Annotated in this window: 19 protein-coding genes, 2 tRNA genes and 1 pseudogene; 13 read left to right on the plus strand and 9 right to left on the minus strand. The window is 71.4% G+C overall.

Features of this window, described 5'->3' with window-relative positions:
• The first annotated feature begins 110 nt into the window (after positions 1-110).
• Positions 111-2,180 (plus strand): methyl-accepting chemotaxis protein, encoded by a 2,070-nt coding sequence (locus AB8P05_RS25745; RefSeq protein ID WP_472761414.1) that lies wholly within the window; start codon positions 111-113, stop codon positions 2,178-2,180.
• Positions 2,181-2,254: 74 nt separating this feature from the next.
• On the opposite strand, the gene AB8P05_RS25750 is transcribed toward AB8P05_RS25745, so the two are convergent.
• Positions 2,255-2,995 carry a ChrR family anti-sigma-E factor gene (locus tag AB8P05_RS25750; RefSeq protein WP_472761415.1) on the minus strand — a complete coding sequence of 247 codons (741 nt, stop codon included), beginning with the start codon at positions 2,993-2,995 and terminating at the stop codon, positions 2,255-2,257.
• Positions 2,992-3,654 (minus strand): sigma-70 family RNA polymerase sigma factor, encoded by a 663-nt coding sequence (locus AB8P05_RS25755; protein ID WP_455175289.1) that lies wholly within the window; start codon positions 3,652-3,654, stop codon positions 2,992-2,994. Before AB8P05_RS25755 ends, AB8P05_RS25750 begins: the two co-directional genes overlap by 4 nt.
• A gap of 214 nt (positions 3,655-3,868) precedes the next feature.
• On the opposite strand from AB8P05_RS25755, the gene AB8P05_RS25760 reads away from it, so the two are divergent.
• From AB8P05_RS25760 to AB8P05_RS25775, 4 genes are read left to right on the plus strand one after another with little or no spacing between them, the layout of a single operon-like run.
• The gene (locus AB8P05_RS25760) at positions 3,869-5,269 is read left to right on the plus strand and encodes an NAD(P)/FAD-dependent oxidoreductase (protein WP_472761416.1); all 1,401 of its coding nucleotides are present in this window, start codon (positions 3,869-3,871) and stop codon (positions 5,267-5,269) included.
• Positions 5,269-6,096 (plus strand): DUF1365 domain-containing protein, encoded by an 828-nt coding sequence (locus AB8P05_RS25765; protein ID WP_472761419.1) that lies wholly within the window; start codon positions 5,269-5,271, stop codon positions 6,094-6,096. Before AB8P05_RS25760 ends, AB8P05_RS25765 begins: the two co-directional genes overlap by 1 nt.
• A gap of 24 nt (positions 6,097-6,120) precedes the next feature.
• Positions 6,121-7,368: a class I SAM-dependent methyltransferase gene (locus tag AB8P05_RS25770; RefSeq protein WP_472761420.1), complete on the plus strand. Its 1,248-nt coding sequence runs from the start codon at positions 6,121-6,123 to the stop codon at positions 7,366-7,368.
• A gap of 16 nt (positions 7,369-7,384) precedes the next feature.
• Complete coding sequence (locus AB8P05_RS25775; RefSeq protein ID WP_472761421.1) at positions 7,385-7,912, plus strand: DUF3833 domain-containing protein; 528 nt, start codon at positions 7,385-7,387, stop codon at positions 7,910-7,912.
• On the opposite strand, the gene AB8P05_RS25780 is transcribed toward AB8P05_RS25775, so the two are convergent.
• From AB8P05_RS25780 to AB8P05_RS25790, 3 genes are all read right to left on the minus strand, one after another.
• On the minus strand, positions 7,875-8,321 hold the full coding sequence (locus tag AB8P05_RS25780; protein WP_472761422.1) for a nuclear transport factor 2 family protein: 447 nt from the start codon (positions 8,319-8,321) through the stop codon (positions 7,875-7,877). The genes AB8P05_RS25775 and AB8P05_RS25780 overlap by 38 nt on opposite strands.
• Positions 8,318-9,097, minus strand: coding sequence for an SDR family NAD(P)-dependent oxidoreductase (locus tag AB8P05_RS25785; protein WP_472761423.1), 780 nt, complete (start codon positions 9,095-9,097; stop codon positions 8,318-8,320). Before AB8P05_RS25785 ends, AB8P05_RS25780 begins: the two co-directional genes overlap by 4 nt.
• 89 nt (positions 9,098-9,186) lie before the next feature.
• Positions 9,187-9,441, minus strand: a complete 255-nt coding sequence (locus AB8P05_RS25790) for a hypothetical protein (RefSeq protein WP_472761424.1) — start codon at positions 9,439-9,441, stop codon at positions 9,187-9,189.
• 453 nt (positions 9,442-9,894) lie between these two features.
• On the opposite strand from AB8P05_RS25790, the gene exbB reads away from it, so the two are divergent.
• From exbB to AB8P05_RS25810, 4 genes are read left to right on the plus strand one after another with little or no spacing between them, the layout of a single operon-like run.
• Positions 9,895-10,824, plus strand: a complete 930-nt coding sequence (gene exbB / locus AB8P05_RS25795; protein ID WP_472761633.1) for a tonB-system energizer ExbB — start codon at positions 9,895-9,897, stop codon at positions 10,822-10,824.
• Positions 10,825-10,829: 5 nt separating this feature from the next.
• Positions 10,830-11,258: a TonB system transport protein ExbD gene (gene exbD / locus AB8P05_RS25800; RefSeq protein WP_455175298.1), complete on the plus strand. Its 429-nt coding sequence runs from the start codon at positions 10,830-10,832 to the stop codon at positions 11,256-11,258.
• Positions 11,255-12,136 carry an energy transducer TonB gene (locus AB8P05_RS25805; RefSeq protein WP_472761425.1) on the plus strand — a complete coding sequence of 294 codons (882 nt, stop codon included), beginning with the start codon at positions 11,255-11,257 and terminating at the stop codon, positions 12,134-12,136. Before exbD ends, AB8P05_RS25805 begins: the two co-directional genes overlap by 4 nt.
• Positions 12,137-12,185: 49 nt before the next feature.
• A complete protein-coding gene (locus AB8P05_RS25810) occupies positions 12,186-13,421 on the plus strand; it encodes a PepSY-associated TM helix domain-containing protein (protein ID WP_472761426.1) in 1,236 nt (411 codons plus the stop codon).
• A gap of 4 nt (positions 13,422-13,425) precedes the next feature.
• Here AB8P05_RS25810 and AB8P05_RS25815 read toward each other — a convergent pair whose 3' ends face one another.
• Complete coding sequence (locus tag AB8P05_RS25815; protein ID WP_455175301.1) at positions 13,426-14,004, minus strand: hypothetical protein; 579 nt, start codon at positions 14,002-14,004, stop codon at positions 13,426-13,428.
• Between the two features lie 217 nt (positions 14,005-14,221).
• Between AB8P05_RS25815 and AB8P05_RS25820 the strand changes: the two genes are divergently transcribed.
• From AB8P05_RS25820 to AB8P05_RS25830, 3 genes are all read left to right on the plus strand, one after another.
• A tRNA-Asn gene (locus AB8P05_RS25820) sits at positions 14,222-14,297 on the plus strand.
• A gap of 4 nt (positions 14,298-14,301) precedes the next feature.
• Positions 14,302-14,378, plus strand: a tRNA-Asp gene (locus AB8P05_RS25825).
• Between the two features lie 190 nt (positions 14,379-14,568).
• Positions 14,569-15,315 carry an SDR family oxidoreductase gene (locus AB8P05_RS25830; protein ID WP_108548930.1) on the plus strand — a complete coding sequence of 249 codons (747 nt, stop codon included), beginning with the start codon at positions 14,569-14,571 and terminating at the stop codon, positions 15,313-15,315.
• Positions 15,316-15,690: 375 nt separating this feature from the next.
• Here AB8P05_RS25830 and AB8P05_RS25835 read toward each other — a convergent pair.
• A pseudogene (locus tag AB8P05_RS25835) lies at positions 15,691-16,116 on the minus strand (DUF3306 domain-containing protein); the annotation flags it as partial.
• A complete protein-coding gene (locus tag AB8P05_RS25840) occupies positions 16,022-16,588 on the minus strand; it encodes a DUF3305 domain-containing protein (RefSeq protein WP_472761427.1) in 567 nt (188 codons plus the stop codon). The gene AB8P05_RS25840 and the pseudogene AB8P05_RS25835, both read right to left, overlap by 95 nt.
• Positions 16,589-16,696: 108 nt before the next feature.
• Between AB8P05_RS25840 and AB8P05_RS25845 the strand changes: the two genes are divergently transcribed.
• Positions 16,697-17,110, plus strand: coding sequence for a hypothetical protein (locus AB8P05_RS25845; protein ID WP_472761428.1), 414 nt, complete (start codon positions 16,697-16,699; stop codon positions 17,108-17,110).
• Between the two features lie 6 nt (positions 17,111-17,116).
• On the opposite strand, the gene AB8P05_RS25850 is transcribed toward AB8P05_RS25845, so the two are convergent.
• The gene (locus AB8P05_RS25850; protein ID WP_472761429.1) at positions 17,117-17,914 is read right to left on the minus strand and encodes a phytochelatin synthase family protein; all 798 of its coding nucleotides are present in this window, start codon (positions 17,912-17,914) and stop codon (positions 17,117-17,119) included.
• Positions 17,915-17,994 lie beyond the last annotated feature (80 nt).

Genomic DNA, 17,994 nt, shown 5'->3' on the forward strand with positions numbered 1-17,994 from the left:
ATCAGCTATTTCAAACTGTTTGCCGTGACGAAGGTGGTGAAACAGTTTAGAGTATCCGGGCGTCCAAGGGCGTAAATCGTTTGTATTCTTAACGTTCGAAATGCCGGATCATGGTTTCTTCCGCCAACATTCTCCACATCATCTCCATCCGGGCGAAGGTGGTGGCCGTCGCGGTGTTCGTGTTCGCCGCGGTCGGCCTGTCCTCGGTCCTGACCATGCGCGACATGGGGCGGCAGACCGAGCATCTGTCCGAGGTCCAGCGCGAGACCGGCGACGTGGTCGGTCGGGTCATCCCCCTCGTGGCGCTGGTGGCTGAGATCCGGTACGACGTGGTGCAGACCCAGCAATGGCTGACCGACCTGTCGGCCACGCGCGGCCTGGACGGCCTGGACGACGGCGGGGCGAAAGCGGCCGACTTCGCCCGCCGCTTCGAGGAGCACACCGCAAAGGCAACCGATCTGGCGCGCGAGCTGAAGCTTCCGCAGGTGGTCGCGGAGATCGAGAAGACCCGCAGCGCCTTCGGGCCCTTCTACGAGATGGGCCAACGCATGGCGAAGGCCTATGTCGACGGCGGGCCGGCGGCCGGCAATCCGATGATGGGACAATTCGACAGCGTCGCCGAGACGATGGGCGTCAGCCTGGAGGCGCTGGGCGCCAGCGTGGTCGCCGTCAGTTCCGGCCGGCTGACGGAGCTGACCGCCGGCATCGAGGAGGTGCGGGCGACGGCGGACGGGCTGCGCCTGACTCTGATCGGGGCCGGGCTGACCATCCTGCTGATGGCGTCCGCCTGCGTGGTGTTCCTGGAGGCGGCGATGATCCGGCCCATGGAGCGGCTGCGGCGCAGCATGGTGGCGCTCGCCGGCGGCACGCTGGACGTGGAGATCGGGCTGACCGACCGCCGCGACGAGATCGGCCACATGGCCGACACCGTGCGCGTCTTCCAGCAGGGGGCGCAGGAGAATGCCCGGCTGCGCGCGGAGCAGGAGGAGACCCGCCGCCGCGGCGAGGATGAGCGGCGCCAAGCGCTGGAGGCCATGGCGGAGAAGGTGGAGCAGGAGACCCGCGTCGCCGTCGACCATGTGGCGGAGCGCACCACCCGCATGAGCGCGAATGCCGGAGCAATGACCGAGTCGGCGGTGCAGGTCAGCGACAACGCCCAGTCCGTCGCGGCCGCCGCCCAGCAGGCGCTGAGCAATGCCGAAGCCGTCGCTGCCGCGACGGAGGAGCTGTCGGCCGCCATTGCCGACATCGGGCAGCAGGTGTCAAGCGCCACCCAGGTCGCCGGCCGGGCGGTGGACCGCGCCGGTCTCGCCCGCTCAACCATCCAGCGGCTGTCGGTGTCGGTGGAGCGCATCGGCGCCGTCGCCCGGCTGATCGGCGACATCGCCAGCCAGACCAACCTTCTGGCGCTGAACGCCACCATTGAGGCGGCGCGCGCCGGCGATGCCGGGCGCGGTTTCGCCGTCGTCGCCAACGAGGTGAAGAACCTCGCCAGCCAGACCGCGCGCTCCACCGAGGAGATCGGCTCGCTGATCGCGGAGGTGGAGGCGGTGACGGCGTCGGCCGTCGGTGCCGTCGGCGAGGTGTCGGAGACCATCGACGAGGTCGCCGGCATTTCCTCCACCATCGCCGCGGCGGTGGAGGAACAGGCGGCAGCGACCCACGAGATCGCCCGTTCCGTCGGTCAGACCAGCGAGGCGGCGAAGGAGGTGTCGCTGCGCATCGGCCGGGTCTCCACCGAGGCGGAGTCCACCCAGAACCGCGCCGGCGAGGTGCGGACCGTGGCCGTCGACGTGGCCGGCGGTATCGACGCCCTGCGCAACGTGCTGATCCGTGTCGTCCGCACCGCCACCACCGACGTGGACCGCCGCCAGCGGCCGCGCTTCGCCGTGTCGGTGGGCTGCGCGGTCGAGAGTGCCGGCGCGGCGCCGGTCCGCGCCACCGTCGCCAACCTGTCTTGCGGCGGCGCCATGCTGACCGGCGCTCCCGACCGGCCGGCGGGCGCGCCGCTGCTCCTGCGCATCGACGGCGTCGCCCGGCCGGTTCCCGCCCGCATCAAGTCGAGCGAGCATGGCCGCCTGCATGTGAAGTTCGAGCTGCCGGACGCCGACCAAGGTGTCTTCGACCGCGAGGTCGAACGGCTGACCCGCGGGCTGACGCCGCTGGCCGCGGTGGCGTGACGATCCGGCGCTGCCCCTCCGGAGTCTTCCGTGTGTTTGACGGTTCAGGCGGGTTCGCTTGAACCGGTCACACTCTAAAGCCCGATGAAGGGCTGCATCAGCCGGCCCATCAGCCCGGTGAAGCGCAGCGGCGCGTCGGTGGCGATCAGGCAGATGCAGTCGCGGTTGCTGTCGGCGATGGGCTGGTGGTCGGTATCGCCGTCCGCTTCGGCCAGATCGCCCGGGCCGTAACGGCCGAGTTCATCGGCGAAATGGCCGCTCAGCACCACGGTCAGCTCCAGCCCGCCATGGCTGTGATGGGGCAGGGCGGTGCCGGGGGCGATGCGCAGAAGCTGGGCGGCGCCGCCCGAGGCGCTGCGCGGCATCAGCTCCACCCGGCGGACGCCGGGGGCCAGCCGCTGCCACGACAGCCCCTCCAGTCCGCTCGTTCCCGGCACATAGGCCCGCAGCGGCGCCGGAAGCACCGGGCCGCATCCGGGACCAGGGCCGACCGGCCGGCGCCCGCCCCATGGGAGACCGGTCCGCCCGGCCTTGCAGGGATTGGTGGGGGCTTCCTCCAGATCCAACCGGGCCAGCGTGGCGGACAGCGACAGGGTGTCGAGCGGGGCGGGCGGCAAATCCTCCAGCAAGGCGCCGCCGAGTGCCTCCACCTCCGCCAGGGCGGCACGGCAGTCGGGGCAGTGGGCGAGATGGACGGCGACGGCCAGCGACAGCCCTTCCGCGAGGCTGCCGGCGCCATAGGCCACCAGCAGGGCGTCGCTGGGGTGGTGGTTCGGCAGGAAGGCCTGGGCGGCGGTGGGTTGGCGGGCGGTCATCGGTCGTCGTCTCCCAGCGCCTTGCGGATCTTGACCATGGCCAGACGCAGGCGCGATTTCACTGTGCCCAGCGGCACGTCCAGCCGTTCGGCGATGGCCGGGTGGGCGAGGTCGGCGAAAAAGGACAGCTGCACCACCTCCGCCTGTTCCGGCGTCAGCGAGGCCAGCGCGCCGCGCAGGCGGCGAGCGCGGCGGTCGCCGTCCAGCAGTTCGTCGGCCCGCGGGCGGTCGTCCTCATGCTCCAGCAACTCGTCGTCCGACACCTCCGGATGGCGTTCGCGGCGCAGTGCGTCGATGCGCAGGTTTCGCGCGATGGTGAAGACCCAGGTCGCCGCCTCTGCCTTCGCCGGGTCGTAGAGCGCGGCCTTGCGCCACACCGACAGCATGGTGTCCTGAGCCAGATCCTCCGCCCGCTGGGCCGGCATCCCCAGCTTCAGCATGTAGGCCTTCACCCGTGGGGCGAAGTGGCCGAACAGCCGGGCGAAGGCCGCCCGGTCGCCGGAAGCCACCGCCACCAGATCGGCTGACAGCCCGGCCGCCACCGCATCCTCCGCCGACCGGATGGGCGGAGATCGGGCGGGCAATGGCCGGGATGGCCCGGTCCTGCTCTGGTCCGGGCCGGTGGCATGCGACAGCAGTGAGGCCAGCGGTGCGATCATGGCCAGGATACGCCGACGCTGCCGCTTCGGATCACCGCCCGCAGCTCATTTATCGGGGCATATTTCGTCCACTCGACCGGCGCGCCGAAAGCGCGAGCGTGGCATGATCCAACCGCGGCCGACCGCCGTATCTGGATCACCTGCGCCGGGCCTACCCATTTCGGATAGGGCCCGGTCCCGATCACGCCCAAGACCCCGAAGAGGGCCGACCGCCATGCCGCTTTCCGAACCTGCCCTTCCGCCATCGGGCCCGCTCGACATCGCCGTGATCGGCGCCGGCATCGCCGGGCTGTCGGCGGCGTGGCTGCTGTCGAAGGGACACCGGGTCACGCTGTATGAGAAGGAGGACCGGCCGGGCGGCCATGCCAACACGGTGGAAGCCGACGGCGCCGGGCCGGTCGATACCGGATTCATCGTCTACAACGAGCCCTGCTATCCCAATCTGGTGGCGCTGTTCGACCGGCTGGGCGTGCGGACCCGCGCCACGGACATGAGCTTCGCCGCCTCGCTCGACGGCGGGCGGGTGGAATATGCCGGCAGCTCGCTGGGCACGCTGTTCGCGCAGAAGAGTAACCTGCTGCGCCCGCGCTTCTGGCGGATGCTGGCCGACCTGCTGCGCTTCTACCGCGAGGCGCCTGGGCTGCTGGCGGAATTGTCGGAGGGGCCGGCGGCGGAGACGCTGACGCTGGGCCAGTTCCTGGACCGCGGCGGCTATTCCGACGCCTTCGTCCGCGACCATCTGCTGCCGATGGCCGCCGCCATCTGGTCCAGCCCGGCCGCCTCGATGCGCGACCATCCGGCCGCAGCCTTCGTCCGCTTCTGCGAGAACCACGGCCTGCTGAAGATCAAGGGCCGCCCGGTCTGGCGCACGGTGGAGGGCGGGAGCCGCAGCTATGTCGAGAGCATGCTGGCGGACATGCCCGGCGCGCTGCGCCTGAACTGCGCGGTGGAGGGCATCGCCCGCGAGGAGGGGCGCGTCCTGGTGCGCGACCGCCGCGGCGCCGTCCGCGCCCACGACCATGTGGTGATCGCCACCCACGCCGATCAGGCGCTCTCCCTGCTGGAGGATGCCGGCGAGGAGGAGCGCCGGCTGCTGGGCGCCTTCGGCTACGAGCGCAACCTCGCCATCCTGCACACCGACGCCGCCCTGATGCCGAGGCGCCGGGCGGTGTGGTCGAGCTGGAACTATCTCAGCCGGCAGGGGGACGGCAGAAAGGATGGCGCCGATGGTGAAGATGCCGTCTGCGTCACCTACTGGATGAACCGGCTGCAGGGCTTCCTGCCGCGGGACCGCGACCTGTTCGTCACGCTGAACCCGTCCCGTCCACCGCGCGAGGGCAGCATCCTGCGCAGCGTCCTTTACGACCACCCCATCTTCGGGATGGAGGCGCTCGCGGCGCAGAAGCGGCTGTGGACCCTGCAGGGACAGCGGCGGACCTGGTTCGCCGGCTCCTATTTCGGCGCCGGATTCCACGAGGACGGCGCGCAGGCCGGGCTGGCGGTGGCGGAGGCGCTGGGCGGCCTGCGCCGGCCCTGGACCGTGGCGAACGAGTCCGGCCGCATCCATCTCGGCCCTTCGCCCGTCCCGGTCCCCTCCCGTCTGGAGGCCGTGTGATGGAGCGGTATCGGGAGGAGCGGCGCTTCGCCTCCGGCCTCTATGTCGGCACGGTGATGCACCATCGGGTGAAACCGGTGCGCCACCGCCTGTCCTACCGGGTGTTCAGTCTGCTGGCCGACCTGGACGAGCTTCCCCGGATGGACCGCGAGCTGCGGCTGTTCGCCCACAACCGCTTCGGCCTGACCGGCTTCCACGACCGCGACTTCGGGCCGTTGGGCGAGAACGGCACCAAGCTGAAATCCTGGGCCGAGGCGCAGCTTGCGGCGACCGGGATCGAAGCGGGCGGGCCGGTGCGGCTGCTGTGCTTCCCGCGGGTGCTGGGCTTCGTCTTCAACCCGCTCTGCGTCTGGTTCTGCCATCGGCGGGACGGGACGCTCGCCGCCGTCATCCACGAGGTCACCAACACCTTCGGCCAGCGCCATGCCTACCTGATCCCGGCGGAGCCCGGAGCGGACGGGCTGGTGCGCCAGCGCTGCGACAAGCGGTTCTACGTGTCGCCCTTCATGGACATGGAGACCGCCTATCACTTCCGCATCCGCCCGCCCGCGGGCGAGCAGGGGGAGCCGCTGGCCGTGTCGATCCGCCAGACCGATGCGGCGGGGCCGGTGCTGCACGCCTCGCTCGCCCTGCGGCGGGTGGAGCTGACCGACGGCGCCATCCTCCGCAGCTGGGTCCGCCATCCGCTGATGACCGCCAAGGTGGTCGCCGGCATCCATTGGGAGGCGCTGCACCTCTGGCGCAAGGGGCTGGCGATCCGCCCGCGCCCGCCGGCGCCGGCGCATCCGGTGACCGTCGTGAGCACCACCGCTCCGGCCCGTTCCTGACCGTTTCCGAGAAGGCTATCCCGCATGACCGACATCGCTGCGCCAGCACTTCGCCGTCATCCCCGGTGGCTGCGGCTGGTGACCGGACACGATCTGTGGACCGGCGCGCTTCTGAGGCTGGCCGCCCGCATCCGCGTCGGCGAACTGAACTTGCGCTTGCCGGACGGGCGGACGATGCGGTTCGGCGACGGGACGACCGGTCCCAGGGCCGATCTGGCCTTGCTCGACGGGGCGGCGGCGCGGCGGCTGGTGCTGGGCGGCGGGATCGGCATGGCGGAGGCCTATGGCGACGGGCTGTGGCACAGCGGCGACCTGCCGGCCTTGATCGAACTGGCGATCCGCAACGAGACGGCGCTGAAGGGCGTGCTGAAGGGCACCATGGCGGCGTCGGCCGTCAACCGGCTGTTCCACCGCAGCCGGGCCAACTCCCGCCGCGGCAGCCGCCGCAACATCGCCTTCCATTACGACCTCGGCAACGAGTTCTACCGGCTGTGGCTCGACCCCGGCATGACCTATTCCTCCGCTCTCTATGAAGGGGAGGGGCAGGGGCTGGAGGACGCGCAGGATGCCAAGATCCGCCGCGTCGCCGAGCTTCTGCAACTGCGGCCCGGCGAGCGGGTGCTGGAGATCGGCTGCGGCTGGGGCGGCATGGCGGAGCATCTGGCCGGCCGCTGCGGCGCCTCCGTCGTCGGGCTGACCCTTTCGGCGGAACAGCTGTCCTTCGCCCGCAGCCGCATCGCGGAGGCCGGGCTGGCCGGCTCGGTCGATCTGCGGCTGATGGATTACCGCGATGCCGGCGGCAGCTTCGACCGCATCGTCTCAATCGAGATGATCGAGGCGGTGGGGGAGGAGCATTGGCCGCGCTATTTCGCCAGCCTGCACGACCGGCTGGTTCCCGGCGGCGCGGCGGTGGTGCAGGCGATCACCATCGACGATGCCCGGTTCCAGCGCTACCGCCGCGGCTGCGACTTCATCCAGCGCCACATCTTCCCCGGTGGCCTGCTGCCCTGCCCCTCGGCCCTGCGCGCTGAGGCGGAGCGGGCCGGGCTGGCGGTGGAGCATGTCGAGACCTTCGGCGCCTCCTACGCCCGCACTTGCGCGGAATGGCGCCGCCGCTTCCTCAAGGCCGCGCCGCGGGTCGCCGCCATGGGATTCGATCCGCGGTTCCGCCGGCTGTGGGACTATTACCTCGCCTATTGCGAGGCGGGATTCCGCGCCGGCACCATCGATGTCGGGCTCTGGCGCTTCCGCCGGCCCGGCACGGCGGCGTGAGCGGAGGCCGCCAGCCATGAAGGTCGAGGATTTCGCCGGAAATGGGCCGGAACTGCGGATCGAGCGCTATTTCGCCGGCCGTACCCGCGCCTGGGGCCTGTTCGAGGACCGGTTCGGCACCCTGCGCCGCAGCTTCACCGTGGTCATCGACGGCCATTGGGACGGGCGGGAGCTGACGCTGGACGAACGGTTCGACTATGCCGACGGCGAGACCGACCGCCGGGTCTGGCGCATCGTCCGGACCGGGGAGGGACTGTATGAGGGGCGGGCCGACGACGTGATCGGCAAGGCGGTCGGCCGGTCGGCCGGCAACGCCCTGAACTGGACCTACGAGATGGCGCTGAAGGTCGGCGGCGGCCGCTGGCGCGTGCGCTTCGACGACTGGATGTGGCTGCAGCCGGGCGACGCGCTGATCAACCGCGCCAACGTCTATCGATGGGGGCTGTGGATCGGCACGGTCAGCCTGTTCTTCCTGCCCGAAGGGCGGCTGGTCCAGCCGGGCGCCGTCAGTGCGGCGGCGACGCCCCCAGCCGCCGCCGAATGAGGCGCAGCGGCGCGCCCAGCACCGGCAGGCGCAGGTAGACATGCTCGCCGGAATCCCAATGGTCGATGTGCTCGGCCACCCGGCCGTCGGGGGCCTGCCGCACCTCGCTGGTGCCGATGACGTCCATCCGGCCGATGCCGGTCACCGTCGCCTCGAACCGCCAGCGCAGGATCGCCAGATCGTCGGCGGGCAGCCGGTGCGTGACGGTGAAGCGCAGGTCCCGGCAGCCGTTCAGCGTGTGGAGCAGCGCCGCGCGCACCGCGTCGCGGCCATGGGCGTCGTTGAACGGATCGCGGAAGCGGACCTCCGGCACCGTCAGCGCCGTCAGCCGGTCGAGCGTGTCGCGGCTCAGCGTCTCGAAGAAGGCGATCCAGGCGTCGAGCCCGCGGCTTTTCGCATCGTCCGTCATGTTCTCGTCACCTTGCGCACCAGCGGGAAGTAGGCACGATAGGGCAGCAGGCGCGCCAGCTTCAGCTTGCGGGTGAAGCGTTTGGGGAAGGCGATCTCGAAGCCGCCGCGTTCCAGCCCGTCGGCCAGTTCGCGCGCGGCGTCCTCCACCGGCATCAGGTCCGGCATGGCGAAGGGGTTGCGGGCGGTCAGCGGCGTGTCGACGAAGCCGGGACAGACCAGCTGGAGCCGGATGCCAGCGCGGTCGCAGTCGGGCTTCAGCGATTCGCACAGGTTGATGAGCGCCGCCTTGGTCGGGCCGTAGGCCGCGGCGGTCGGCAGGCCGCGGTATCCGGCGACGGAGGCCACCACCGCCACCTGACCGCGGCCACGGGCGCGCATGACCGGCAGCAGCGCCTCCAGTCCATGGACGACGCCCATATAGTTGACCTCCATCAGCCGCCGCGCGGTGTCGGCCGAGAAATCCTCCAGCGACATCGGGATGTGGGTGCCGGCATTCAGCACCGCCCGGTCGATCGGACCCAACCAGCGTTCGATGCCGGCGACGGTGGCGGCGGTCGCCTTGCGGTCGGTGACGTCCAGCGGGAAGACCCGCATGCGCGTCGCGGACAGCTGCGCCGTCGCGGCCAGCTCCCCGGCGTTGCGGGCGGACAGCGCCACCCGCTCCCCGGCATTGGCGAGATGGATCGCCAGCGCCCGGCCGATGCCGCTGCTGGCGCCGGTAATCCAGGTGAGTGGCTGGGTGGATGGCGCTTCGCCGTTCCCCTTGCTGTGCATTCTGCGCTCCACAGGGTTCCCCGTTGCCCGCTACGCAGGCGTGGACCCGGCGGATCACTTCCGGCCGATTGCTGGCAGCCGCCGCGGCCCTACCAGATGCGGCGGGAGAGCTGGTCGCCGCGCTGGGACAGGTCGCGCATCAGGGCCCGCGCCTCGTCCTCGGCGGTCCATCTCGCGACCGATTCGATGCCGTCGGGATTGTCGGGCGCCCCGTCGCGGCCGCCGTCGCGGTCCTGCGGCATGCCGAAGACCTGTCCGGCCCGTGCCTCCACCACGGCGAAGCGGCCGTCGCAGGCGACCAGCCGGAAGCTGCCCTTTTCCTCCACAACCGAAATGCGGTCCATTGGCTTCCTCCTCGGGACGGTATCGACCGACGGTTCAACCGGGGAGGCGCCCGGTTGTTGCGCCGTGCCGGTTCATTTCTGCCGGACCTATTGGTTGAAAACTTCGCGATTTCCCCGCGACAGAGCGGATGAATGGTGGTATTGAGACTTAATCGCAGCATCGGGCTCGTGCCGTTTTTCGATCCTTGAACAGTTCGCAAGGCAAACGGGATGGCCGCCGAGCCATTTGAAATTCCCACAAAAAACGTCCCCATCGCGTGCGCCGCCGGTCGATTTTCCGTGCGAGTGCGACTCATTCGCACTATAACCGCGGTGGGGGCTTTGCTCTGGAGTGTCATCGGGTTTTTGCACCGCGCGTGCCGGACACGCGTCGAGGGGAGTTGGACCGCCATGCCGACATCGTTTCGCCACCGTCCTGTTCTGGCTGCCGTCCTTGCCGGCGCCGGGACGCTGATGGCCGGCGCCGCCGCCCGCGCGCAGCAGGCTGCCGCACCCGCCGCCACCGCGCCCGCCGCGCCGGTGGTGGCGCCGGAGGCGGTTCAGGGTGCGGTGCAAGGGGCGGTGCAGGGCGGTGTGCCCGATGTGGCCCAGGGCGTGTCGCAGGGCGTGGCTCCCGCCGCCCAGGGTGCCGCACAGGGTGCGGCGGAGGCGGCGACGGCGTTGGCTTCCCTGCCGCACGACCTGTCGGCCTGGGGCATGTTCGTCGCGGCCAGCCCGGTGGTGCAGGCGGTGATGGTGGGGCTGGCGCTCGCCTCCGTGGTGACCTGGACCATCGCCATCGCCAAGGCGGTGGAGCTGTCGTCGGCCAAGCGCAAGGCTCGCGCCGCCCTGGCGATGCTGGAGGAGGCGCGGTCGCTGTCCCAGGCGGCGGAGCGGGTCGGCTTCAGCCAGGGCACCGCGGCGGCGCTGGTCCGCGCGGTGATCGCCGAGACCCATCTGTCGGCCGATGCGCCGTCGCGCGACGGCCTGATGGACCGCGCCGCCTCGCGGCTGGAGCGGATCGAGGCGGCGGCCGGCCGGCGCATGGCGCGCGGCACCGGCATCCTCGCCACCATCGGCTCCACCGGTCCCTTCATCGGCCTGTTCGGCACGGTGTGGGGCATCATGACCAGCTTCATCGGCATTTCGAAGGCGCAGACCACCAATCTCGCCGTGGTCGCCCCCGGCATCGCCGAGGCGCTGCTGGCGACCGCCATCGGCCTCGTCGCCGCCATTCCGGCGGTGATGGTCTACAACGCCTGCACCCGCGCGATCGGCGGGCATAAGGCGCAGCTGACCGACGCGTCGGCGGCGGTGCTGCGCCTGCTGAGCCGCGACATCGACCGCCATGCGCTGCCCCGTGCGCAAGCGCAGGTCCATGGCGGTTCCCGGGCGGCGGAGTGACGGCGATGGGTGCGCGCCTGGGATCCAACAACGACGACGAATTGACCGAAACGCATGAGATCAACGTCACGCCCTTCATCGACGTCGTTCTCGTCCTCCTGATCATCTTCATGGTGGCGGCACCGCTGGCGACGGTGGACGTGCCGGTCGATCTGCCGGCCTCCACCGCGACGCCGACGCCGCGGCCGGACAAGCCGCTGTTCCTGACCATCCAGGCCGACAAGTCCCTGTCGCTGGGCGAGACCCCGACCACCAAGGAAGCGCTGGGCGCCGCGCTCGACGCCGCCACCCATGGCGACAAGAGCCAGCGCGTCTTCCTGCGCGCCGACAAGACGGTGGACTACGGCGCGCTGACCGAGGTGATGAACAGCCTGCGCGGCGCCGGTTACCTGAAGATCGGCCTCGTCGGCCTGGAAACGGCCCCCGCCCAATGAGTGCTGCCTCCGATTACGGCGCGGCGGACTGGTCCGCCGGCCTCCCCGACGACGGCAGCGAGCGGCCGGCCCGCGGCGTCGCCCGCTGGGGCGGCAGCCTGCTGCTGGCGCTGGGCGTCCATGCTGCGGCCGGCGTCGCGATGGTGGCGTGGCATGTGCCGATCACCCCGTCGGAGGCGGAGCCGCCCGCCGTTCTGCTGGAACTGGCCCCGCTGCCGGTCGCCCCGCCGGAGCCGGCCCCCGCCATCGACATCCCCCTGCCGGAGCCGATGCCCGAACCGGTGATCGAGCCGCTTCCCGAACCGCCGCCGCCGGAGCCCGAACCGGTGGTGGAGGAACCGCCCCCGCCGCCGGAACCGCCGCCGGTGGTCGAGCCGGAGGTGGTGCTGCCCAAGCCGCCGCCCGAACCGCCGAAGCCCAAGCCGGAGGTGAAGAAGGAGGCTCCGAAACCCAAGCCGGAGAAGCCGAAGCCGCCCCGCCCGGTGGCCCAGCCGGTCCAGCAGGCGCAGCCGGCGCCCGTCGCCGCCCCGCCGGCCCCGGCCGCCGCCCCCGCCCCGGCCGCCCCGGCGCCGTCGGCCGCCCCCAGCCGGGCAGTGCCGAGCTGGCAGGGCCGCGTGCTCGGCCATCTGGAGCGGCATAAGCGCTATCCGCGCTCCGCCCAGGCACGCCGACAGGAAGGGGTCGCCCAGGTCCGCTTCACCATCGACCGCGAGGGCCGCGTCCTGTCGGTCCAGCTCGACCGCAGTTCCGGCCACAGCGTGCTGGACGAGGAGACGGTGGAGATGGTCCGCCGCGCCTCCCCGCTGCCGGCCCCGCCGGACGAGATGGCGCAGGACCGCATCGAGCTGGTGGTTCCGGTCCAGTTCTTCATCCGCTAGGTCCGCGTTTAGCGGTCACCCCCAAAGCCGTCCCCCCAAGGTCGCCTCCATGGCAATCGCCAGCAAGCCGCGCAGCCAGCGCCTGTGGTATCGCACACTTCAGAACATCCATCTGTGGATCGGCCTGATCCTCTGCCTGCCGCTGGTCCTGCTCGGCATCACCGGCTCCATCCTGGTGGTGGAGGACGAGATCCGCGGGCTGACCGGCGACACGCCCGCCCAGGCGACGGCGGAGGGACCGCTGCAGCCGGTGTCGGCGATCCTGGCCGCCGCCCGCGCCGCGGCACCGGCCGGGACCCAGCCCGGCTTCCTGATCCTGCCCGAGGAGCCCGGCCATCCGGCGGTCGTCCGTCTGGTGGCGGCGCGCGGCGGCCAGCAGGGCGCGCCGCAAGCTGCACAAGGTGGTGCTCCCCAGGGCGGGCCGCCGCAGGGACCGATGGGGATGCTGCGCATCGATCCGGTGTCGCTGGCCGTGGTGGGGGGCGCCAATCCGGCCCAGGCGTCCGGCGGCTTCCTGCGCACGGTTCACATCCTGCACGGCAACCTGCTGATCCGCGACCGCGTCGGACGCGAGATCGTCGGCTGGCTGGGCGTGGCGATGCTGGTGCTGGGCGTCAGCGGTCTGGTGCTGTGGTGGCCGCGGCCGGGCCGCTGGAAGGCCGCCTTCACCGTGAAGGCCGGCGCCCGCGGCGTCCGCCTGCACCGCGACCTTCACGGCGCGGTCGGCATCTGGACGCTGGCGGTCTTCATCGTCGTCACCTTTTCCGGCGTCTATCTCGCCTTCCCGCAGAGCCTGGGGGCCGGCGTGTCGTCAGTCCTGCCGGCCCGCGACCTGCGCGCCGCCGTGACGGTCCAGCCGGTGAAGGGCGCCACCCCCATTGACGTCGACCGCGCCGTCGCCCTGGCGCGCGAGGCCCTGCCGGGTGCCGAGCTGCGGTCCGTCTCGCCGCCGGCGCGGCCGGACCAAGCCTACCGCATCGGGCTTGCTGCGGCCGGGCAGGCGCATGGCGCCCCGACTGCGACGGTCTTCGTCGATCCCTGGACGGCGCGCGTCGCCGAACTGCGGGATCCCGCCACCTACAGCGCCGGCGAGACGGTGATGGCGTGGCAGCGCCCGCTGCATGCCGGCGAAGGGCTGGGGCCGCTGTGGAAATGGGCGGTCTTCCTGTCCGGCGTCCTGCCGCCGCTGTTCGCCGTCACCGGCACGCTGATGTGGTGGCTGAAGCGCAAGGCCCGCCGGGCCAAGGACGCGGAGCGCGCGGCGGCGCTCGCCACGGCGGGGTGAGGATTCACCGCCGCAGCGGCACCGCCCGCTTGACCAGCCGGCGGTCCATGTCCGCGGCGGTGACGGTGGGTTCGCCCTGGCTGCGCATGACGAAGGCGAAGGTGTCCATCACCCGGTCCAGCACGATCTCCTGGTCGTCCGGGCGGCGGCTGACCGACACCACCGCATAGCCGGCGGCGCGCGCCACCGCCGGGTCGCCGCGCAGGCCGCGCACGCCCCATCCGGCCAGCGCGTCCTTGCAGCGGAACAGCTCGGCGGCGAAGCCGCCCGCCGACTGGGTGCGGCCGACCACATAGGCGGCGGCGACCGCCAGCGGCGCCAGCAGCCCGTCCCAGTCCAGGCAATCTTCCCGGCTGACCCAGACGCCGCCGACCGAGCAGGCGGCGGCACCGATCGCCTCGCCCAGCCCGGCGCGGAAGGCGCGCAGCGACTCCACCGCATCCGCCGCCGGCATCGGCTCCACCCGTCTCCCGTCCGGCATCAGCATCAGCCGGCCCGCCCATTCCGACGAGGGCGGCAGCTGTTCGGTCAGGCGCGCGAGCAGCGCCTCGCGGGCGGCGGCGAAGGGGACGACCTCGGACATCGGGGCCTGCGGAGATGGTGGGGAGGGGAGGGCGAGAAAAAGCCTGAGATGCCGCGAACTGTCAAGAGCAAGCCTGGGTGCCGGCAACCCATGGCTGCGCCATATGTGCATTGTCACAGGCAAACGGCGCGAATTTGGTCTTCTCTGGAAAAAATGCGCCGCTTTGCATTTTTCCGCTTGCCAGGATCCGCCAGCGCTTTTATAAGGCGGCCTCTGTTCCCGGTTAGCTCAGTTGGTAGAGCAGCGGACTGTTAATCCGCTTGTCGCTGGTTCGAGTCCAGCACCGGGAGCCATCGCGCGGGTGTAGCTCAGTTGGTTAGAGCGCCGGCCTGTCACGCCGGAGGCCGCGGGTTCAAGTCCCGTCACTCGCGCCATTCTCTCCTATATCTCTCCAAATCGATGTAGCGGATGATGGCGACTGCCCCACCGGGCAGCTTCGCGCTATCATGCATTCTTCGCCGTGTTCTCGATGCGGCCGAAGGCGCCGGTTCCCTGTTGTACGGAGTCCGCGCGCCCAACGGCCGCGCGCTTATGGGATCGCGAATTGCCGGGGAGGAACCGCTCATGCGTTTGTCAGGAAAAGTCGCCGTCGTCACCGGTGGCGGATCGGGCTTCGGCGAGGGCATCGCCCGACGCTTCGCCGCCGAAGGCGCCCGCGTCATCGTCGCCGACCTGGACGAGGCGGCGGCCGGCCGCGTTGCCGACAGCCTGGGCGAGACGGCGCTCGCCGTGCGCGCCGACGTCGCGGTGGGGGAGGATTACGAGGCCATCGTCTCCGCAGCACTCGGCGCGTTCGGGCGGCTCGACATCCTGGTCAACAATGCCGGCTACACCCACCGCTACGGCTCGATGCTGGAGGTGGACGAAGCCACCTTCGACCGCATCTATGCCGTCAACGTGAAGTCGATCTATCACGGCGCCATCCATGCCGTGCCGGTGTTCCGCGCCCAGGGCGGCGGCGTCATCCTGAACATCGCCTCCACAGCCGGGCTGCGGCCGCGGCCGAACCTGACCTGGTACAACGGCTCCAAGGGGGCGGTCATCACCCTGACCAAGTCGATGGCGGCCGAACTGGCGCCCGACCGCATCCGCGTCTGCGCCATCGCCCCGGTGGCCGGCGAGACCGGCATGCTGCACCGCTTCATGGGGCAGGACACGCCGGAACGCCGCGAGCAGTTCCTGCGCAGCATCCCGCTCGGCCGGCTCTCGACGCCCGACGACATCGCCAACTCCGCACTCTACCTCTGTTCCGACGAGGCGGATTTCCTGACCGGCGTGTGTCTGGAGGTCGATGGCGGGCGGTGCGTGTGAGGGGAGTTTCCACCCAGCCTCCCCCTCTCCCCCCGGGGAGAGGGTCGGGGTGAGGGGGAGGCGCTGCGTGATCTTTGGGTAAATCCAGGAGTGCTTCCCCCTCTCCCTAACCCTCTCCCCGGGGGGAGAGGGGATTATCGCTGCATCGCGAGGTGTGTGTGATCTGCAATCGCCCAGCGGGGTAGGGTTGGCGTCAGGGCAGGTGGCGTCCCCCGGCAACTCGCCGTCAGCCAACTCCTCTTGGCTATCGGCCACCACCACCGCTACCTCCTCCACCACCACCTCCTCCTCCCGCTTTTCGTCGGGCAGCACAGCGTCGAGCAGGCGGGCGATGTCGTCGGTGGGCAACAGGGCGCCATAGCCGGGGGCGTTGTAGTCCCAGTCATATTCGGCGAAGCCGCGGAAGCCGGCGATGGCCGGGTCGCTGGCCCAGGCCTTGCGCAGGGCTTGGCGGCGCAGTTCCTCCGGCACGTCGCGGCGCAGGAAGCCGGTGTAGTCGCTGCCGGCGTCCAGGCTGTCCAGAGAGGGCAGGTCGGACAGGTCCGGTGCCTCCTCCTCGGCCGGAGGGGCCGCCGCGACCTCTGCCGGGAGCGCGGCCGGCGCGTCGTCCGGCTGCACCGGCACCGCGGCCGGTGCCTCCTCCGTCCGCGTCTCCCGCTTCAGCCGCGACCAGCGGCCGAGGAAGCCTTCGTCGGTGCCTGCGGGGTCAGCCATGCCGCGGCCGCTCCGTCCGGCGGTGCCGGGCCAGGGCTTCGGTGTCGGCGCGGTCGCGCTTGCGCTTGTGGAAGGGGCGTTCGACATGATGGCGGGCGACGAAGCCGTCCATCCACAGCACCAGGGGGATCGGCAGAGGCAGCGGCTCGATCACGTCGTCGCCGGCTTCGGCATGGGCGTCGATCTCGCCGGGGTCGACGGTGACGGCCAGCAGCCGCATCCCCGGCGCCGGACCGCCCGGCCGCAGGATCACGTAGGCGCAGGGGTTGCCGCCGTCGAGATTGTGCTTGTAGTTCTCGGTCTCGGTCGGGAACAGGGCGATCTCGGCGGTGCCGGCGTAATGGCGGGTCCAGTCCGGCCCTTCCGCCAGCACGCTCCAGTCCGGCCGGCCGGGCTCCGCCGGAACCAGGAGGACCGGCTGCCAGCGCGCCTCCACCCAGGGATTGTCGACGCGCCGCCGCTCCACCACGACGCCGACCGTCCGCCGTTCGGCGCGGTCGGGCGGGGAGGCCGGGTGAGTTGAGGGCAAGTCGGGGGCGGGCGGGAACTCGGTGGGCATGGGCGGTGTTCCTGATGGGCTGGAGGCGGACTCCGTCCCCGCTACAACGCGCCGGTGGGCGATTGGTGCCGCCGGCTCGCCGAATGCCCCCGAACCTGAGGATGCGCCATGCGCAAGTTCGCCGCCGCCCTGCTGCTGTCCGGCCTCTTCGCCGGCCTGCCGCTCGCCGCCACTGCCCAGCAGCCGGCCCAGCATGAGCCGGCTCAGCAGCAACCGGCCCAGTCGGTCGACCCCGGATCGAAGGAATCGGCCGGCGACGCGCTCGCCCGCGACGGCAATGTGCAGCAGAGCCAGGATCCGCTCCCCAGCGCCCAGGGCAACAAGCCGCCCAACCCGACCAGTTCCGCCGCCACCGGCAGCGGGGAACTGCAGCAGGCGCTCGCCGAGCTTCGCCGGGCGCCGCCCGACCTGAACGGCACGCCGGTCCCGCGCCCGAACCAGTGGGCGAGCGAGCCCGACCAGCCCAACGAACCGACGCGCTCGCAGAATCCCTCGGACCTCACCAGCCAGGAAGTGAAGTAGCGCCGACTATCCCGAAACCCGGCGGGCGCGGACGCGGATCAGGCCGCTGCCCTCGGGATCGGCGCGGTCGGGCTTCAGCATGGCGTCCAGCAGCCGGTCGTCGCCGGTCCAATAGGGCACGTACCACAGCCGGTCGGGGTCCATCACCAGCGCGCGCCGCGTCGCCGGATCATAGGCCCCCAGCGGCGCGATGTGGCCCAGCCCGACATCGCCGGTCAGCGTCCCCTGGTCGAAGGCCAGCAGGATGATGTCGTCGGCGCTGCGCTCGTTCTCGGTCAGGATGCGGCGCAGTTCCGCCAGCGTGGCGGGGGAGGCGTCGCGCGGGCGCCAGACCTCCACCTCCGCCTCGATGCCGTAGGCGGCGAGGCTGCGGCGGACATAGCGCTCCAGCTCGCCGAAGGAGATGCCCTCGCCATCATCGGCGGTGGCGGCGCGCCAATGGTCGTCGTCCAGCCGGTCGAGCAGCTGCCTGCCGGTCACCAGCCGGTCCGACGCCAGTGCCGGCAGCCCGCGCAGGGCGTTCAGCATCATGGTCACGCTGGCCAGCGAACAGGAGGCGTTGGTCGTCTGCGGCACGTAATAGGGGCTGAGCGCCCAGTAATCCGGCGCGGTGGCGCTGCGGAGATACTCCGCGGAGCGGGTGATCGGCACCGCGTCGGGACCGAATTTCGGCTTCCGGTCCTCCTGCGCGCGGGCGGGCGCCGTGCCGGCCATGCACAGCAGGAGGCCGGCCATCATCGCCGCCGCCATCCCGCCCGCCATCAGCCTGCCCGCCGTCCTGGCGGCCCTGTTCGTCTGCGTCATAACAAACGGTCTCTGTCCGTCCGGTCTCGGATTGGGGTGCGTCCCGCCTTCTTCGGCGCGGGTTCGCGGTCCCGATATGG

It is taken from the genome of Azospirillum sp. VT-I1 (assembly GCF_055698305.1).

Bases quoted from the DNA above. Each gene is read 5' to 3' on its own strand.
- AB8P05_RS25760 (WP_472761416.1), top strand. From the start codon at position 3,869: ATGCCGCTTTCCGAACCTGCCCTTCCGCCATCGGGCCCGCTCGACATC.
- AB8P05_RS25790 (WP_472761424.1), bottom strand. From the start codon at position 9,441: ATGGACCGCATTTCGGTTGTGGAGGAAAAGGGCAGCTTCCGGCTGGTC.
- AB8P05_RS25765 (WP_472761419.1), top strand. From the start codon at position 5,269: ATGGAGCGGTATCGGGAGGAGCGGCGCTTCGCCTCCGGCCTCTATGTC.
- AB8P05_RS25755 (WP_455175289.1), bottom strand. From the start codon at position 3,654: ATGATCGCACCGCTGGCCTCACTGCTGTCGCATGCCACCGGCCCGGAC.
- exbB (WP_472761633.1), top strand. From the start codon at position 9,895: ATGGCCGGCGCCGCCGCCCGCGCGCAGCAGGCTGCCGCACCCGCCGCC.
- AB8P05_RS25830 (WP_108548930.1), top strand. From the start codon at position 14,569: ATGCGTTTGTCAGGAAAAGTCGCCGTCGTCACCGGTGGCGGATCGGGC.
- AB8P05_RS25850 (WP_472761429.1), bottom strand. From the start codon at position 17,914: ATGACGCAGACGAACAGGGCCGCCAGGACGGCGGGCAGGCTGATGGCG.
- AB8P05_RS25745 (WP_472761414.1), top strand. From the start codon at position 111: ATGGTTTCTTCCGCCAACATTCTCCACATCATCTCCATCCGGGCGAAG.
- AB8P05_RS25785 (WP_472761423.1), bottom strand. From the start codon at position 9,097: ATGCACAGCAAGGGGAACGGCGAAGCGCCATCCACCCAGCCACTCACC.
- AB8P05_RS25810 (WP_472761426.1), top strand. From the start codon at position 12,186: ATGGCAATCGCCAGCAAGCCGCGCAGCCAGCGCCTGTGGTATCGCACA.
- AB8P05_RS25805 (WP_472761425.1), top strand. From the start codon at position 11,255: ATGAGTGCTGCCTCCGATTACGGCGCGGCGGACTGGTCCGCCGGCCTC.
- AB8P05_RS25750 (WP_472761415.1), bottom strand. From the start codon at position 2,995: ATGACCGCCCGCCAACCCACCGCCGCCCAGGCCTTCCTGCCGAACCAC.
- AB8P05_RS25845 (WP_472761428.1), top strand. From the start codon at position 16,697: ATGCGCAAGTTCGCCGCCGCCCTGCTGCTGTCCGGCCTCTTCGCCGGC.
- AB8P05_RS25840 (WP_472761427.1), bottom strand. From the start codon at position 16,588: ATGCCCACCGAGTTCCCGCCCGCCCCCGACTTGCCCTCAACTCACCCG.
- AB8P05_RS25815 (WP_455175301.1), bottom strand. From the start codon at position 14,004: ATGTCCGAGGTCGTCCCCTTCGCCGCCGCCCGCGAGGCGCTGCTCGCG.
- AB8P05_RS25780 (WP_472761422.1), bottom strand. From the start codon at position 8,321: ATGACGGACGATGCGAAAAGCCGCGGGCTCGACGCCTGGATCGCCTTC.
- AB8P05_RS25775 (WP_472761421.1), top strand. From the start codon at position 7,385: ATGAAGGTCGAGGATTTCGCCGGAAATGGGCCGGAACTGCGGATCGAG.
- exbD (WP_455175298.1), top strand. From the start codon at position 10,830: ATGGGTGCGCGCCTGGGATCCAACAACGACGACGAATTGACCGAAACG.
- AB8P05_RS25770 (WP_472761420.1), top strand. From the start codon at position 6,121: ATGACCGACATCGCTGCGCCAGCACTTCGCCGTCATCCCCGGTGGCTG.